This is a genomic window from Intrasporangium sp. DVR (assembly GCF_040365325.1).
In the GTDB taxonomy this organism is placed as follows: Bacteria; Actinomycetota; Actinomycetes; order Actinomycetales; family Dermatophilaceae; genus Intrasporangium.
Genome location: NZ_BAABZW010000001.1, coordinates 124,714 through 140,184, shown reverse-complemented (window position 1 = coordinate 140,184; position 15,471 = coordinate 124,714). Strand labels below are relative to the sequence as shown.

Genomic DNA, 15,471 nt, shown 5'->3' with positions numbered 1-15,471 from the left:
TGGCCCCGCGCCCGAGGGAGCGGGGCCACGAGAGCGAGCTCAGCGGCATACGGCCGGGTCTCAGCTGGGTTGGACGAACACCGCCACCGTCCGCGCGGGCACCGTCAGCGTCGACGAGGAGGCGTCGTATGCCGCTGACCTCGCCACGCTGTCAGCACCCTCCCGCTGGACCGGGCTCAGCGCCACCGGACCCGTGAGGCCGGGCACCTGCTGGACCACGGCGTCGGGGGTGGCGTTGAAGACGACGACGAGGCCGCGGAGGGCCGGGTCGACGTCCTCCCCCACCGTGTCATCGACACGCATGACGATGACGCCGGGGTGGGCCTGCGCCGTGCCCGACACGGGGAAGCTGACCTTGGCCCTGATCGCCTCGGCCGACCCGAGGCGGAACAGCGGCGTGCTGAACCGGAGCTCGAGCAGGTCCTGCGCCATCTCGGTGGCGTGGCGCACGTCCGACTGGGCGGGCTTGAGCGCGGTGTCCGCGAGCAGCGGTCGCATGAACGGCCACTTGGCCGAGTTGACACCCTCGGGCGGCAGACCGTGGCCGAAGCCGTTGTCCGCCCCGGTCCAGTCGAGCTCGTTGAACCAGTCGCCGCTGTCGTAGGAGTCGCGGTTGAGGCTCTTGCTGCGCAGCAGGTCGGCCCCGGCGTGCCAGAACGACGGCGTCTGGGCGAGCGCGGTCGTCGCCAGCGACAAGGTGTTCATCCGGACCCGCTCGGCCATCGTCGTGGGGACCGGCAGCTTGTAGGTCAGGGCGTCGAAGAGCGTCTCGTTGTCGTGCGCGTCGACGTAGGTGATCACCTCGTCCGGCTCGTCGGCGTAGCCGGCCGGCGACCCGTTGTAGTCGACCTGCGTGCCGGTGACGACGTCGCCGCTGGACTCGCTGCGGAAGGTGAACGTGCGCAGGTTGCCGGCCAGGCCGAGCTGGACGAGGTCGGTCTCGTGACCCAGCCGGGCGGCCGCGGTCGCTGCGTCTCCGTTGACGGGGGCGCCGTTCGGGTCGGTCGAGAGCCCCGAGCCGAAGCCCTGCTTGCGCGGGTCGTCGTCGAACGGCCCCCCGCCGCGGACGGCGTCGCGGAGCCGGTCGGAGAACGTCCCGATGTGGGTGCCCCCGAGCTGGCCCTGGGTGGCCTGCTCGAAGAGCCGGTTGCCGGCGACCTCACCGAAGTTCCAGCCCTCGCCGTAGAGCTGGACCTGCGTGCCGTCGACGCCGTCCCTGGCGGGTGTCAGCGCGTCGAGGGCAGCCCGGACGGCGAGCAGGTTGGCCTTGCTGTGGTGCCCCATGAGGTCGAAACGGAAGCCGTCGACCTTGTAGTGCCTGGCCCACGTCACGACCGAGTCGACCATCATCTTCTCCGCCATCGCGTGCTCGGTCGCGACGTTCTGGCAGCACGTCGAGGTCTCGACGGCGCCGGTGGCGTTGAGGCGGTGGTAGTAGCCGGGCACGACCCGGTCGAGGACCGACCTGGCGCCCTGCCCGGACTCGGCCGTGTGGTTGTAGACCTCGTCGAGGACGACCCGCAGACCATCCTGGTGGAGCGCCCCGACCATCGCGCGGAACTCGGAGACTCGAGCGCCTCCGTCAGCGGCGTCGGCGGTCGACGCGTAGGACCCCTCCGGCGCCGTCCAGTGGTACGGGTCGTAGCCCCAGTTGAACGCGTCGGTGGAGGCCACCGCCGACGTGCACTTCTGCTGCTCCTCGCTGTCCGGGGCGAAGGCCTCGAGGTCGCAGTCCGGCTCCTGCTGCTTGGCCGGGTCCTCCTCGATCGAGGCGATGTCGAACGTCGGCAGCAGGTGGACGGTGTTGAGTCCTGCGGCTGCGAGCGCCCGGAGGTGCTTGCGGCCGTCACCGTCCTCGGCGAAGGCGAGGTAGCTGCCCCGCAGCTCCGCGGGGACCGTCTCGTCGGTCGCCGAGAAGTCACGCACGTGCAGCTCGTAGATCGTCGTGTCGACGGTCTGGGCGAGCCGGGGTGACCGGGCGCTGCGCCAGGTCTGCGGCATGTAGGCCGGGTCCCTGAGATCGACGGCCACGGAGTGGGTCGAGTTGAGAGTCAGGGCAACGGAGTTCGGGTCGGTGACCCGGTTGGTCTCGACCTTGCCGGTCGAGGGGGCGAAGACCGTGACCTCGTAGAGGTAGCGCGCCTCCTTGGCGTTGGTGCCGAGCCTCGTCGACCACGAGCCGTCCGCCGCACGCGTCATCTCCGTGCGCGTCGCCCGGTCGAGGGTGAGCGCGTCGGAGCCCGCCGGCCACGTCAGGAGGTTGACATCCTGAGCGGTCGGCGCCCAGAGGCTGAACGACACCCCACCCTTGGGGAAGGTGACGCCGTACGAGCGCTTCCGGGCGTCAGTGGCATACAGCCGGTCGAGCCCGATGGCGATCTGCGCACCGGTCGCGTCGAGCAGCACCCCGGTCGAGTCGTACATCCCGACCGCCACCTGGCCCGTGAGGATCTCGGGCATGCGGGCGGCCGTGCGCTTGTCGGTGCGCAGGGCGACGGCGCCCTCGAGCTCCGGATGTGCGGCGAGGACGTCGTGCGGCAGGCCCTTGGGGTCGCGGGTCAGGGTCGCCACCGACCCGCCGGTCACTGCCTCGGCATCGACGGCGAGACCTCCGGTGGCCGACCAGTGGAGGCGCCACGTGAGGGTGGCCGGGTCGGTTCCGGCCGGAAGGGAGGTCGCCGGCCAGGCGACGAGGTCGTCGTCGAGGATGAAGGCCTTGGCCTTGGTCAGGTCGGGCGCCGCCCCGGCCCGGGAGGTCCGGACCGAGATCTGGTGGGTGCCGAGGACGTAGCTGATCGTCACGAGCGTCCCGTCCGACGGGACGGAGAAGGCGACGTTGGGTCCGTTCTGAGCCCCGCCAGCGCCGTAGTTGACGTCCCACGACAGGTCGTGGGTCACCTTGAACTCGTAGCTGCCCGCTGGGATCCCGCTCGAGGACCAGGTGTAGGTGCCGTCACCGTCCGGGTCCTGCAGCCACGAGCGCATGCAGTCCGGCGACCAGTCGCCCGGGCAGCCGAGCTCGCTCTGGAAGCTGCCGGGCGCGGTGATGATGTCACCGTCGGCGTCGCTGGTGACCCAGTGGGTCCGGTGGTCGTAGTAGAAGGTCACCGGCTCGCCGGTCACCCGGAGCGGGATGTTGGCCCCGTTGCGGGCGGCGCCCATGCCGTAGTTCTCGTCCCAGCTCTTGTTGACGGCCGCCTTGTACTCGTAGTCGCCGGCGGGCAGCGCCGCCGTCAGCCGCCAGATGTCGTCGTTGGGGTTGCGGGTCAGCTGGGCCTGGTCGCAAGCGGGGTCCCAGTCCCCGGCGCAGCCCATCTCGGAGTTGAGGTTGCCCGGCACCGACACGTGGTCGGGCTGGACGACCGGTCCGCTGCCCCCACCGCTGCCGCCGTCGCCGCCGCCCGCCTTGGGGTCGCCGACGATTCCGTATGTGGACGTGGCCGCGAGGTTGCCCTCGATGTCGCGAGCCACCATCCGGTACTCCAGCAGGGTGCCCTTGGCCAGGCCGGTCACGTCGTGGAAGACGCGGTACGGCGCGTTGTCGTCGGTGCCGAGCGGGGTCCACTCGGTCGTGCCCACGGGACGCTGGAGGAAGGTGACCTCTGCGAAGGCGCTGCCCGGCATCGCGGCCCCGATCTCGGCGCGCCCACCGACGACGCCCCCGGCGGCCGGCGCGGCCGGGTACACCGTGATCGCCGACTCGGGAGCGTGGAACGCGGTCTTGGCCCGGAATACCTGCACCGACAGCGGCGGAACCGTCACCGTGACGCGGCCGGCGCGGTCCGAGGTGAGGCCACGGGAGGCGCCGAGCAGCGGGAGGAAGCTCGTCTTCGGCGAGGAGGTGGCGAAGGTCGCCGTCTTCTCGGTGGTCGCGTTGTTGGCGACGACGACGTACTCGCGACGCGCCTCCTTGTCGATCCGGCTGACCGCGTAGACACCGGCGGCGTCCGAGGCGTAGCGGTGCAGCTGCGCCCCGTCGGCGAGCGCCGGGTGGGCGGTGCGCAGGGCGGCGAGGTCGCTGATGTGCGTGTAGAGCGGCCCCGAGGTGCCGTAGCGGTCCAATGAGCCCATCGGCTCGTCGGCCCCGCCGTCGATGATGACGTCGTCCTGGTAGTCCGCGACCTGGGTCGCGAACATGTCCTGACGGGCGTCCTTGTCGCCGCCCGCGCCGGTGAAGCCCTGCTCGTCGCCGTAGTAGACGACGGGCTGGCCGCGGGTGAGGAACATCAGGGAGTTGGCGAGCTCGGTCCGGGCCAGCAGCTCGTCGCCGCTGAACCCGCCGTCGCGCCTGAGCATCGTGCCGACCCGGCCCATGTCGTGGTTGCCGAGGAAGGTCGGCAGCGAGTAGGCGTTGGAGTCGAGGTCGGTGTAGTGGTCGTCGCCGGCGAAGAGGTCACGCAGGCCGGTCGTCGGCTTGCCGGAGGCGAAGCCGACGGCAGCGCCCTGGAAGCCGAAGTCGAGCGTGGCGGGCAGGCGGCCCTCGGTCGTGTAGCGGCTCATGACGGCGGGGCTGCCGTCGAAGACCTCGCCGAACATGAAGAAGTCGTCCTTGCCTGCTGCCTTGGCGTGCTCCATGAGCGCCGGCCCGAAGCTGCGCCAGAACGGCAGGTTGACGTGCTTGACCGTGTCGATGCGGAAGCCGTCGATGCCGAAGTCGACCCACGCCTGGTAGATCTCCTCCATCCCCTTGACGACGACGGGGTCCTCGGTGAAGAGGTCGTCGAGGCCGAAGAAGTCGCCGTAGAGGCTCGACTCGCCGGCGAAGGTCGAGTTGCCGCGGTTGTGGTAGCGAACCGGGTCGTTGAGCCACGCCGGGACCTTGAGCGTGGCGTCCTGCGGCGTCCGGAAGGTCGGGACGTAGGGGAAGGAGGTCGCCGCGTCGAGCGTCGGGAAGTCGGACGAGCCCGCGACCGCGGCGTCGTCGAACTCGTGGCCCTCGGCGTCCGTGTAGGGGTAGGCCTCCTTCGACCGGTAGGTGTCGGAGTCGCCCTCGTAGTCGATGACGTCGGCCGTGTGGTTGGTGATGATGTCGAAGTAGACCTTCATCCCCTTGGCGTGGGCGGCGGCGATGAGCTCCTTCATCTCGGCGTTCGTGCCGAGGTGGGGGTCGATCTGCGTGAAGTCGGTGATCCAGTAGCCGTGGTAGCCGGCGCTGATGTCGTCGCCGCTGCCCTGCACGGGCCGGTTCGTGAACGACGGGGTGAGCCAGATGGCGGTCGTGCCGAGGCCCTTGATGTAGTCGAGCCGCTCGGAGATCCCGGCGAGGTCACCACCGTGGTAGAAGCCCTTGTCGGTCGGGTCGAGGCCGCTGGCGAGCCGGTCCCCGTCGATCCCGCCGTCGTCGTTGGCGGGGTCGCCGTTGGCGAACCGGTCGGCCATGACGAAGTAGAACCGCTCGCGCGTGGGCGCGTTGCGCAGCGACGGGGTGGCCAGCGCCGCGTCGGCCTCGGTGGCCGGCCCGGACAGCTCGACGGGCGCGATCCCGATCTGGTGGGTGACGTCGTCGTAGGTGAAGCGGATCCGCGCCGGCCCCTCGAGGACGAGGGGCAGGTTGGCGCCGCCCTTGGCACCGTCCGCTCCGTAGTTCTCGTCCCACGAGCGGTTGATCGCCACCTTGAGCTCGTAGCTGCCCTTGGGCACGTCGAAGACCTTGCCGTATGCCGCTGGGCTCGCTTCCAGCGCCAGCTCCGTCGCGCTGCAGCCGGGGTCCCAGTCGCCGGGGCACCCGAGCTCGCTCTGGAGGGAGCCGACGAGGGTCACCGTGCGGACCTCGGCCCAGGCCGTGACCGCACCGGTCACTGGGGCGACGAGACCGGCCGTCGCGATGGCGGTGACCGTCGCGGCGGTGAGGAACGGACGTGGGCGCATGCGCACTCCTTCGTGGGCAGCAGAACGGGGAAGGTCCAGCGAAGCGAGCCGTCGCGAGAGCGGGTGTGGTGGTCACGTCACACGTCCGGCAGGGGCAACGTAGCGTCGGGGCCGGGGGACGCGCCAGAGGTTTCTGCAACTTTTTGCAGCGATGGCCACATTCTTGCGACTCGCTTTCGGCAGGAGGGCCGCACCACCACCTATCGGACCGCGGCTCGATCCGCGGTGGGTCCGAGCGGGACCCCACCACCACCTATCGGACCGCGGCCCGATCCGCGGTGGGTCCGAGCGGGACGCCACCACCACCGATCGGACCGTGGCCCGATCCGCGGTGGGTCCGAGCAGGACCCGGGTTACGGTGACGCCATGCCCAGCCCCGAGGGAAACCTGACGTGGATGCCCGCCCTTGACCATCCCGAGCTGCTGGCACCGCCCGTCGCCGCGGCCCTCCCCGGCATACGCACGGCTCGCGTCGCGGCGATCGACCCCGGCCTCGCCGACACCGCCGCCTTCTGCGCGGCCTACGACGTCGACCCCGCCGCCTCAGCCAACTGCGTCGTCGTCGAAGGGCGCCGTGGGGACGTGACGACGAGAGCGGCGGTGATGGTCCTGGCCACCGACCGGGCCGACGTCAACCGCGTGGTTCGCAAGCATCTCGGGGTCCGCAAGATCTCGTTCGCCGACCAGAGCGTGGCCGAGGAGCTGACCGGCATGCAGCAGGGCGGCATCACGCCGGTCGGCCTGCCCGCCGGCTGGCCGATCCTCGTGGACACGGCAGTCGTCGCTGCCGGCCCGGTGGTCATCGGCGCTGGCCTTCGCGGTGCCAAGCTGCTCGTCGACGGCGCCGCGCTGACCGAGCTGCCCGGCGCGGAGGTGCTGGCCCTGACCCTCTGACGGGGGTGCAGGTGCCCATCCTGCACACTCGACACGGGCCGATTCGCTGGGGCACCACACCTCGTCGAGTGTGCAGTGCGTGCCGCCGACTCGCCGGGGGTCAGTCGCCGACGATCCGCCCGACGACCACGGCGGCCGGCACGTCGCCCGCCTCGCGCCAGCCGGTGCCGGCCCAGAGCGCCAGGCACCGGTGGTCGTCCGCGGCCGCGGACGCCCTGCGGATCGGGCTCGTCAGGTGGTGCACCTCGGGATAGGCAGCTGGCGCCAAGCCGTCTCGTTCCCGCACGAAGTCGGTCTCCAGAGCCCGGGCCAGACGTCCCGACCAGGCGCGCGTCACGACCGTCCGGGTCAGGCTGGGGTCGGCAAGGGCGCGACGGTAGGCGAGGGAGGTGCCGGCCTCCGGCGTGCGCAGCAGGGCGGTGCCGACCTGGACCGCCGTGGCGCCCGCGTCCAGGAGCTGGCGCGCCCGCGCCCGCGTCGCGATCCCGCCCGCAGCGACGATCGGCACGGTGCTGCCCTCACGCACCGCCGCGACGAGCTCCGCGAGGTCCTCGGTCGACGGCTCCTTGACCGGGTCGAGAGTGCCGCGATGACCGCCGGCCTCCGGCCCCTGGACGACGAGGACGTCGACGCCGGCCTCGATCGCGGCCTCCGCCTCCTCGACGTCGCTGACCGTCACCACCGCCTCGATCCCGGCCCGGCGCAGCTCGACGAGGACGGCCGGCCCGGGCAGCCCGAAGGTGAAGGACACGACCGGCACCTTCTCTCGGACGACGAGGTCGAGCTTGCGGTCCCAGTCGTCGGTGTCACCCGCCACGGCCTCCGGCAGCTCGACCCCGAGCCGCTCGGCCTCGGGCAGCAGGCTCTCGCGGTACCGGGAAACGGCCTGGGCACGGAGGTCACCGGTGAGCGGGGCGAGCCCAGCGGCATACGACGTCGTGAAGGTGTTGGCGCTCTCGGGGACGAAGAGGTTGACCCCGAAGGGTCGCGACGAGGTGTCCCACACGTCCGCGATCTGCCGGGCCAGCTGGGGCGTCGGCAGGTAGCCGCCCGCGAGGAAGCCCAGGCCGCCGGCCTCCGACACCGCCGCAGCGAGCTCCGGGGTGGACGGGCCGCCCGCCATGGGCGCCCCGACGAAGGGAACGGCCAGCGAGCTGATCACCATGGCTCGACGCTACTCCTTGACCGGCGAGCGCGGCGCCGCCGCATGTGCAGGTCGTTGGTCCTTGTCCGCGGCGCCGAGCGGTCACACACTGGCGGAAAGAACCGGAAGCGAGGCCATCGTGGACACTCCCAACGCCGCCAGCCGACGTCTCACCAGCGCGCTCCGCACCGGCCTCACCGCCGTGGTCGCCGCCACGCTGGCGGCCCTGTCCCCGGGCACCGCCACGGCCACCGCCACGGCCACCGGCACCGCCGGCGTCACGAGCGCCGCCTCACTCCCCGCGCCGCTGCCGGGCGCGGAGGTCTACCCGCGACCGTCGGACGGCACCTACGACATCACCGGCGGCGGCTTCGGCCACGGGATCGGGATGTCGCAGTACGGCGCCCACGGCGCCGCTCTCGCGGGCCTGACCTATGGCGAGATCCTCGAGTTCTACTACCCGGGCACCGTGCGATCCCTCGAAGCGCTGGCTTCGCTCCGCGTCGGGATCACCGTCGACGACGACGGGGTCCTCACCGTCCCGGCCCGCTCGGGCCTCTCCGTGACGATCGGCGGCACCAAGGAGGCCCTGCCGACGGCACCGACGCAGTGGCGGGTCCGCGCCACGGGTGCGACGACGAACACCTGCTCGCTCGATGCGTTCGACGGCTCGGCCTGGTCGAGCTACCGCAGCGGCAGGATCTGCCCGGTCCGCTTCTCGACCTCGGCCGGCACCGTCGACGTGCTCCTGCCCGGCGAGCGCCGCGTCTACCGCGGGTCCCTCATCGCCGTCTGGCGCGCGCCGAGCACCGTCGGAACGGCCAACGACGTCTCGATGCAGTCCTACCTGCGCAGCGTCGTCCCGGCCGAGATGCCCCCGTCCTGGGCCGCGCAGGCGCTGCGTTCCCAGTCCGTGGCCGCCCGCACCTATGCCTCGCGGCGGTCCGGCGCGACGTCCTGGTACGACACGTGCGACACGACGGCATGCCAGGTGTACCGCGGCCTGGGCCGGCGCAACAGCGACGGGACGATCACGTGGTACGAGTACGCCAGCACGGACGACGCCGTCCAGGCGACCGACGACGTCGTGCTGATGTTCCGCTTCAGCGACGGTGTCACCCGACTGGCGACGACGATGTTCTCCTCCTCCAACGGCGGCTACATCGCGCCGGGCTCACCCGACCACCCCTACCTCACGGCGAAGTCGGACCCCTACGACGACGTGTCGATCAACGCGAGGCACCGCTGGACCGGGCTGCTGCCGGTGACCGCGCTGGAGTCGTACTTCCGCATCCACCGCGTGGACCGTCTCCAGGTCACGAAGCGCGACGGCTTCGGCTCGTGGGGCGGTCGCATCGTCAGCGTCCGCGTCGAGGGCGTGACCTCGACCGGCGCCTACACGTACGTCGACGCGACCGGGAACGACCTGCGGGCGGCCCGGCCGTGGCCGACCTACAGCACCGGCCTGTCCTCGACCTACTTCGGAATCGCGCCCACCGTCACGGCGACCCGGCTCGCCGGAGCGGACCGCTACGCCACCGCCGCGGCCGTCGCTGCGGCGCGCTACTCGCCCGGCGTCGAGGTCGTCTACGTCGCGTCGGGCCTCACCTTCCCGGATGCGCTGGCCGGCGCGGCCCGCGCGGCCTACAACCGGGCGCCCCTGCTGCTGACGCGCCCGACGTCCCTGCCGACGTCGACTCGCGACGCCATCATCCGTCTGCAACCGGCCCGCGTCGTCGTCCTCGGTGGCGCCGTCAGCGTCTCGGAGCCGGTCGCCGCCAGCCTGGCGGCGCTGACCACGACGGGCGACCTGCAGCGGGTGTCCGGGACGGACCGCTATGCCACGGCGGCCGAGCTGGCGGGGTACTACCCGAGCGGACCGGCGGTCGCCTACGTCGCCTCGGGCGAGACGTTCCCCGACGCGCTGTCGGGTGCGGCCATCGCCGGGCGCGACCGTGTGCCCATCGTCCTCACCAGGGCGGCGTCGTTGCCCGGGTCGACGGCCGAGGCCCTGCGCCGGCTCGCTCCGAGCCGCATCGTCGTCGTCGGCGGGCAGGCCGCGGTGTCCGACGCGGTCCTGGCGCAGCTGCAGAGCCTGGCCACCTCGGGCGTCGTCAGTCGCTACGCCGGGGGTGACCGCTACGCCACCGCCGCGCGCGTCGCCGCCGAGTACAGCTCCGCCGCGAGCGTCTACGTCGCCTCCGGCGAGACGTTCCCCGACGCCCTCGCCGGCGCCGCGGCAGCCGGCCGGGACCGGGTCCCGCTCCTGCTGACCCGCGCCGGGTCCCTGCCCGCACCGACGGGGGACACGCTCCGACGGCTCAACCCCACGCGAGCCTTCGTGCTGGGCGGGACGGACACGATCAGCGAGAACGTGCGCCTGGCCATTCTCGAGGCCATGTCCAGCTGAGGCCGCGCGCTCACCGGGGCCGGAGGACTCGCCCCTCGTCCCACACCGGCTCGGCCGACTCGTAGACCCGCCCGTCCTCGCCGAAGACGAGGTAGCGGTCGAAGCCCCGCGCGAACCATCGGTCGTGGGTCACGGCGACGACCGTCCCCTCGAACTGGGCCAGCCCCTCCTCGAGCGCCTCCGCGGACTGGAGGTCGAGGTTGTCGGTCGGCTCGTCGAGGAGCAGCAGGGTCGCGCCGGACAGCTCGAGCAGGAGGATCTGGAAGCGGGCCTGCTGCCCACCGGACAGCGACTCGAACCGCTGCTCACCGGCGCGGGCGAGGCCGTAGCGGTCGAGGGCGCGGGCGGCCTCCTCGCGTGGCTTGCCGGCCCGGTGCTCGTCGCCGCGGTGGAGGATCTCGAGCAGCGTGCGGCCAAGGAGGGTCGGGTGGTCGTGGGTCTGGGCGAACCAGCCCGGGCGGACGCGTGAGCCGAGCCGGACGACCCCGGTGTGCTCGACGGGCGCCGGCCGCACGTCCCCGACGGGCTGGTGCTCCCGCTCGGGGTCGGTGCCGCCGGAGGCGAGCAGGCGCAGGAAGTGCGACTTGCCAGAGCCGTTCGAGCCGAGGACCGCGACCCGCTCGCCGTACCAGACCTCGAGGTCGAAGGGCCTCATCAAGCCGGTCAGCTCGAGGCCCGTCGCGACGATGGCACGCTTCGCGGTGCGCCCCCCGGTCAGGCGCATCCGGACGTTCTGGGTCAGCGGGATCGCCTCCGGCGGGCCGGCCTCGACGAACTTCGCCAAGCGGGTCTGCGCCGCCTGGTAGCGCGAGGCGAGCCCGTCGTTGTAGGCGGCCTTCTGCTTGTACATGAGCACGAGGGCCTTGAGCTTGGCGTGCTCCTCGTCCCAGCGACGGCGCAGCTCCTCGAGCCTCGAGTTGCGGTCGAGGCGAGCCTGCGCGTAGGTCGCGAAACGCCCCGGGTGCACCCAGAGGGTCGCACCGACGGCGCCGGGCTCGAGGGTGGCGACGCGGGTGGCCACCCGGTCGAGCAGCTCGCGGTCGTGGCTGATGAAGAGCACGGTCTTGGGCGAGGCGACGACGGCCTCCTCGAGCCACCGCTTGGTCGGCACGTCGAGGTAGTTGTCCGGCTCGTCGAGCAGGAGCACCTCCTCGGGACCGCGGAGCAGGGCCTCGAGGACGAGCCGCTTCTGCTCACCTCCCGAGAGGGTCGTGACCTGTCGCCACTGGGCGCGCTCGTAGGGCAGGCCCAGCGCCGCCATCGTGCACTGGTCCCACACCGTCTCCTGCTCGTAGCCGCCGGCCTCCCCCCACTCGACGAGGGCGTGGGCGTAGGCGAGCTGGTCCGCCTCGGAGTCCCGCTCCATCATCAACAGCTCGGTGCGGTCGATCTCGGCGGCGGCGGCGCGGATGCGCTCGGGTGCGACGGAGACGAGCAGGTCGCGCACCGCCGACTCGTCGCGGACCTTGCCGATGAACTGCCGCATCACCCCGAGTCCGCCCGACCGGGTCACCGCGCCCTCGTGCGGGTCGAGGTCGCCGGCGATGATCCGCGTCAGGGTCGTCTTGCCGGTGCCGTTGGGCCCGATGAGCGCGACCTTGGCGCCTTCGCCGACCCGGAGCGAGACGTCGCGAAGGAGCACCCTGCCGTCCGGCAGGGTGAAGGTGACCGAGTTGACGTCGACGTGTCCCACAAGCGTCAAGACTGACGTATGCCGCTGGGCCCGGTCATGCGGTTATCGAAACCGGGTGCCCTTCCGGGCTCCGCGACGGTGGGCGAATCGGCGTGCGCGCGGTGGACCGACCCCGGGCGGTGGCCGGCGGTCATCCCCACGTCCAGGAGTCGAGCACCGCGGCGAACGCAGCGAGCGCCTCGCGCTCGTGGTCGGGGTGGTAGGTGACGCGGATCGGGAAGGCCCGCTCCGCGTAGATGCTGATGGCGTAGGCGTGTCGGGTCCGCGGTGGGACGTCGACGAGGACACCGGCGGCGGTGAAGCCGGCGACCTGCCGGGCGGGACGGGCGGTGAGCGTCCCTTCTCCCGAGAAGCCGCCCTCGAGCTGGGCGACGACCTCGTCGAGGCTGCGGGACCCGACATCGAAGACGCGGTCCACCGCGATGTAGTAGGGCAGCGCCGAGTCGCGGGGCGCGATCATCGAGTCGGGCTGCGGCTAGGCATGGGGGTGCACCTGGGCCCAGTCCGTCGGGATGCTGTAGGCGTAGTCCTGGCCGCGCACCCGCTCGTCGCTCAGCTGGACGGCGGGCAGGCCGGTCGGTGGCGAGTCCGACGGTGCAGCGCCGGCACAGCCGGCCAGGGCCGCACCGAGGATGACAGCGAGTCCGAGCCGACCGGCCCGTGCGGTGAGCGAGCGTCGGGGCACCACTACGTCCAGGTCCAGCTCTCGAGGATCTCGGTGAAGTCGGCGTCCGCCTGCGCGGTCGCGGACGTCGCCGCGCTCACCGTGAGCACGTAGACCCGGCCGCCGCGGTGCAGACCGTAGGACCGGGCGACGACCTCGATGCCCTGCTGGGTGACAGACGTCGTGAACCCGGTCGCCGGGACGCCTGCGACGGTGATGTCCGGCGCCCCGGACACGGCTCGTCCCTGGTCGGCCAGCTCCTCGCGGCCCCGCTCGAGCTCCGCCTCGAGCGACGCGGCGTCGCCCTCGGCGACGTGGACGACGAGGTTGGTGTTGAAGCCGTCAACCGGCCGCGACGACATGAGCACGAGGTCGATGCCGGAAACGGCGCCGACCTCGTCGGTGGCCTCACCCCAACCGTCCGGGGGCAGGACGGTGTAGGTGCCGGCCCGCCCGGCGATGGCGTCTGCAGCATCGACCGGTCCGGTCGATGTCGCAGTGGAGCCGGAGGACGAGGCCGATCCTGTGGCGCGGGCCGTGGTCGAGGCTTGCGACCGGGCGCTGCCCGACGCCGCCTCCGCGGGCGTCCGAGCGTCGGCGGAGCATCCCGTCAGCAGCACTGCGCCCACCAGCCAGACCGCGGGGCCCCTCAGGCTCGGCCGGGGCACACGGACGGGTCGGCTGAGCATGGCCAGATCAAACCACAGCGGCCTCGTCAGCCGTCCACGTCCCCCGCGCGGGGCCGCTCACGTCGGGCCCGAGCCGCCTCGGCGCGGCTCTCCAGCTCGGAGTCGGGCGGGTAGGTCACGGCCTCGAGGCTCAGCCCATGGGCGGGCATCACCCGCACCTCCGACGCACGCGCCGAGCGGTGCAGCAGCTGCGCCGGCCAGGACGTCGGCCGCCGGCCCTCCCCCACGGCCACCAGCGCGCCGACGAGCGAGCGGACCATCGAGTGGCAGAAGGCATCGGCCCGGACGGTGGCGGCGAGCACCCCGTCGTCCAGGCGCGCCCAGCGGTACTCGAGCAGGGTGCGGACCGTCGTCGCCCCCTCGCGGCGCTTGCAGAACGCGGCGAAGTCCTCGAGGCCGAGGAGCCCGTGCGCCGCCTCGTCCATCTGGGCGGCGTCGAGCGACCGGGGCCACCAGACCGTGTCGTGGCGCCGAAGGGGGTCCCGCGGGGCGTCGGCATCGGCGAGCCGGTAGAGGTAACGGCGCTCGAGCGCCGAGAACCGGGCATCGAAGCCGGGCGGTGCGCGGTGCACTCGGTGGACGACGACGTCGGAGGGCAGGAGGCCGCCGAGCCGGTTCCGGAGCGCCTCTTCCGGAGTCCGGTCCGACCGCCCGGGCAGCGAGGCGAGGGCCCCGGGCTCCACGTCGACGTGGACCACCTGGCCGCGCGCGTGGACGCCAGCGTCGGTGCGTCCCGCAACGGTGAGGCTGACCGGGGTCGCCGCCCTGAGCACCGTGGCCAGGGCCGCGCTCAGCTCGCCCTCCACCGTGCGCAGGGATGGTTGGGCGGCCCACCCGGAGAAGCCGGTCCCGTCGTAGGCCAGGTCCAGCCGGAGCCGGACCGTCATCGGAGCCGGACCGTCATCGGAGCCGGACCGTCATCGGAGCCGGACCGTCATCGGAGTGGAGCCTCGAGCGCGCCGAAGACAGCCCGGCCGATCCGACTCGCTCGGGCGATCCCGCTGTCCTGGTCGGGCTGGGCCCGCTGCATCAGCGCCATCGCGTAGTCCCGTCCGCCGCCACGCACATCGCCGACGCTGTTGATGACCCAGGGGTCGTCGACCCGCATCCAGCCGTTCTTGACGTGGACGTCCACGGCGGCCGTGCGGACGGTCCCGACTCCCCAGCGCTGCCCGTCGACGACCTGCGCCATGAGGCTCAGCAGGACAGCGTCGTCGTCCGGGTGGGTCGCCGGGCTCCCGGAGCTGAGCCGCTCCATGAGGCGGACGAGGTCGTTGGGCGTCGTGCGGGTCAGTCCCCACTGCTCGACCGAGGGGGCTGCTGCGGTCGTGACCATGCCCAGCGCCAGGGCCAGCTCGGCGACCGCCGCGTGCCCCCCGATCCAGGTGTAGAGCGCGTCGGCCGACGCGTTGTCGCTGCGGGTGATGGCGAGTCGAGCCTGCTCGCGCTGCGCGGTCGTGAGGCGGCCCTGCTCAGCCCGGGCCTTGCGCAGCGCAGCGGCCACGATGAGCACCTTGGAGACGCTGCCCGACCGGACCGTCTCGTCGCCACGGTAGTGCCACCACACTCCGGTGCGGCGGTCGAGCACGCTGACGCCGATGACCGTGGAGCGACCGCCCATGGCCGCGACCACGGCCCTGGAGAGCCGGGCCCGCCCCGCCGTGTCGACGCGAGCCGACGGCGTGGGGACGAGGCTGCGGGCGAGCGAGCCCGCCGTGTCGAAGGCCCGCCTGGCCGCCGCGCCGACCTCGCCGGTCACGCGCTCGGCCACCGTTGCCGTCGCGAGCGCCAGGAGCCCGGCGGGCAGCAGGAGGAGGGCACTCCGGCGCGAGAGGGCCGGGTCGGCCACCGCTGGGCGTTCGGTCCGAGCCGGCCCGCGCCCACGCTTGACGATGAGGTGCACGCGGTCATTGTGTCGCACCCCATGACGGCGGACGGCAGCCCGTCATCGACGCGCCCACCATTGCTGATCGAAAGAGCACTTCGCGACACCACACCGCCTCCCTCGCAGTCGAAAGAGCACTTCGCGACCCCCACCCCCGACAATCGAAAGAGCACTTCGCGACACGTGCCCCACGAAAAGGAGCAGTTCGCGACACGGCCTGTGTC

At 72.5% G+C, this 15,471-nt stretch carries 10 protein-coding genes; 2 read left to right on the top strand and 8 right to left on the bottom strand.

Features of this window, described 5'->3' with window-relative positions; genetic code table 11:
- Positions 1–60 precede the first annotated feature (60 nt).
- Entirely contained in the window at positions 61–5,868 is a 5,808-nt protein-coding gene (pulA, locus tag ABWV20_RS00700; RefSeq protein ID WP_353352824.1) for a pullulanase-type alpha-1,6-glucosidase, read from the bottom strand.
- Positions 5,869–6,234: 366 nt separating this feature from the next.
- Here pulA and ABWV20_RS00695 point away from each other — a divergent pair, with 366 nt between their 5' ends.
- A complete protein-coding gene (locus ABWV20_RS00695; protein ID WP_353352823.1) occupies positions 6,235–6,762 on the top strand; it encodes a YbaK/EbsC family protein in 528 nt (175 codons plus the stop codon).
- 100 nt (positions 6,763–6,862) lie between these two features.
- On the opposite strand, the gene ABWV20_RS00690 is transcribed toward ABWV20_RS00695, so the two are convergent.
- Positions 6,863–7,927, bottom strand: a complete 1,065-nt coding sequence (locus ABWV20_RS00690) for a nitronate monooxygenase (RefSeq protein ID WP_353352822.1) — start codon at positions 7,925–7,927, stop codon at positions 6,863–6,865.
- Positions 7,928–8,045: 118 nt separating this feature from the next.
- Between ABWV20_RS00690 and ABWV20_RS00685 the strand changes: the two genes are divergently transcribed.
- Positions 8,046–10,316 carry a cell wall-binding repeat-containing protein gene (locus ABWV20_RS00685; RefSeq protein ID WP_353352821.1) on the top strand — a complete coding sequence of 757 codons (2,271 nt, stop codon included), beginning with the start codon at positions 8,046–8,048 and terminating at the stop codon, positions 10,314–10,316.
- Positions 10,317–10,326: 10 nt separating this feature from the next.
- Here the strand turns inward: ABWV20_RS00685 and ABWV20_RS00680 are convergent, their stop codons facing one another.
- The 6 genes from ABWV20_RS00680 to ABWV20_RS00655 form a co-directional block, all read right to left on the bottom strand.
- On the bottom strand, positions 10,327–12,009 hold the full coding sequence (locus ABWV20_RS00680) for an ABC-F family ATP-binding cassette domain-containing protein (protein WP_353353183.1): 1,683 nt from the start codon (positions 12,007–12,009) through the stop codon (positions 10,327–10,329).
- A gap of 130 nt (positions 12,010–12,139) precedes the next feature.
- Complete coding sequence (locus tag ABWV20_RS00675) at positions 12,140–12,469, bottom strand: hypothetical protein (RefSeq protein ID WP_353352820.1); 330 nt, start codon at positions 12,467–12,469, stop codon at positions 12,140–12,142.
- Between the two features lie 15 nt (positions 12,470–12,484).
- On the bottom strand, positions 12,485–12,694 hold the full coding sequence (locus ABWV20_RS00670; protein ID WP_353352819.1) for a hypothetical protein: 210 nt from the start codon (positions 12,692–12,694) through the stop codon (positions 12,485–12,487).
- Positions 12,695–12,696: 2 nt separating this feature from the next.
- A complete protein-coding gene (locus ABWV20_RS00665; RefSeq protein ID WP_353352818.1) occupies positions 12,697–13,362 on the bottom strand; it encodes a hypothetical protein in 666 nt (221 codons plus the stop codon).
- A 26-nt stretch (positions 13,363–13,388) separates the two neighbouring features.
- Positions 13,389–14,249, bottom strand: a complete 861-nt coding sequence (gene truA / locus ABWV20_RS00660; protein ID WP_353352817.1) for a tRNA pseudouridine(38-40) synthase TruA — start codon at positions 14,247–14,249, stop codon at positions 13,389–13,391.
- Between the two features lie 47 nt (positions 14,250–14,296).
- Positions 14,297–15,265 carry a serine hydrolase gene (locus tag ABWV20_RS00655; protein WP_353352816.1) on the bottom strand — a complete coding sequence of 323 codons (969 nt, stop codon included), beginning with the start codon at positions 15,263–15,265 and terminating at the stop codon, positions 14,297–14,299.
- Positions 15,266–15,471 lie beyond the last annotated feature (206 nt).

Bases quoted from the DNA above. Each gene is read 5' to 3' on its own strand.
- pulA (WP_353352824.1), bottom strand. From the start codon at position 5,868: ATGCGCCCACGTCCGTTCCTCACCGCCGCGACGGTCACCGCCATCGCG.
- ABWV20_RS00695 (WP_353352823.1), top strand. From the start codon at position 6,235: ATGCCCAGCCCCGAGGGAAACCTGACGTGGATGCCCGCCCTTGACCAT.
- ABWV20_RS00690 (WP_353352822.1), bottom strand. From the start codon at position 7,927: ATGGTGATCAGCTCGCTGGCCGTTCCCTTCGTCGGGGCGCCCATGGCG.
- ABWV20_RS00675 (WP_353352820.1), bottom strand. From the start codon at position 12,469: ATGATCGCGCCCCGCGACTCGGCGCTGCCCTACTACATCGCGGTGGAC.
- ABWV20_RS00665 (WP_353352818.1), bottom strand. From the start codon at position 13,362: ATGCTCAGCCGACCCGTCCGTGTGCCCCGGCCGAGCCTGAGGGGCCCC.
- truA (WP_353352817.1), bottom strand. From the start codon at position 14,249: ATGACGGTCCGGCTCCGGCTGGACCTGGCCTACGACGGGACCGGCTTC.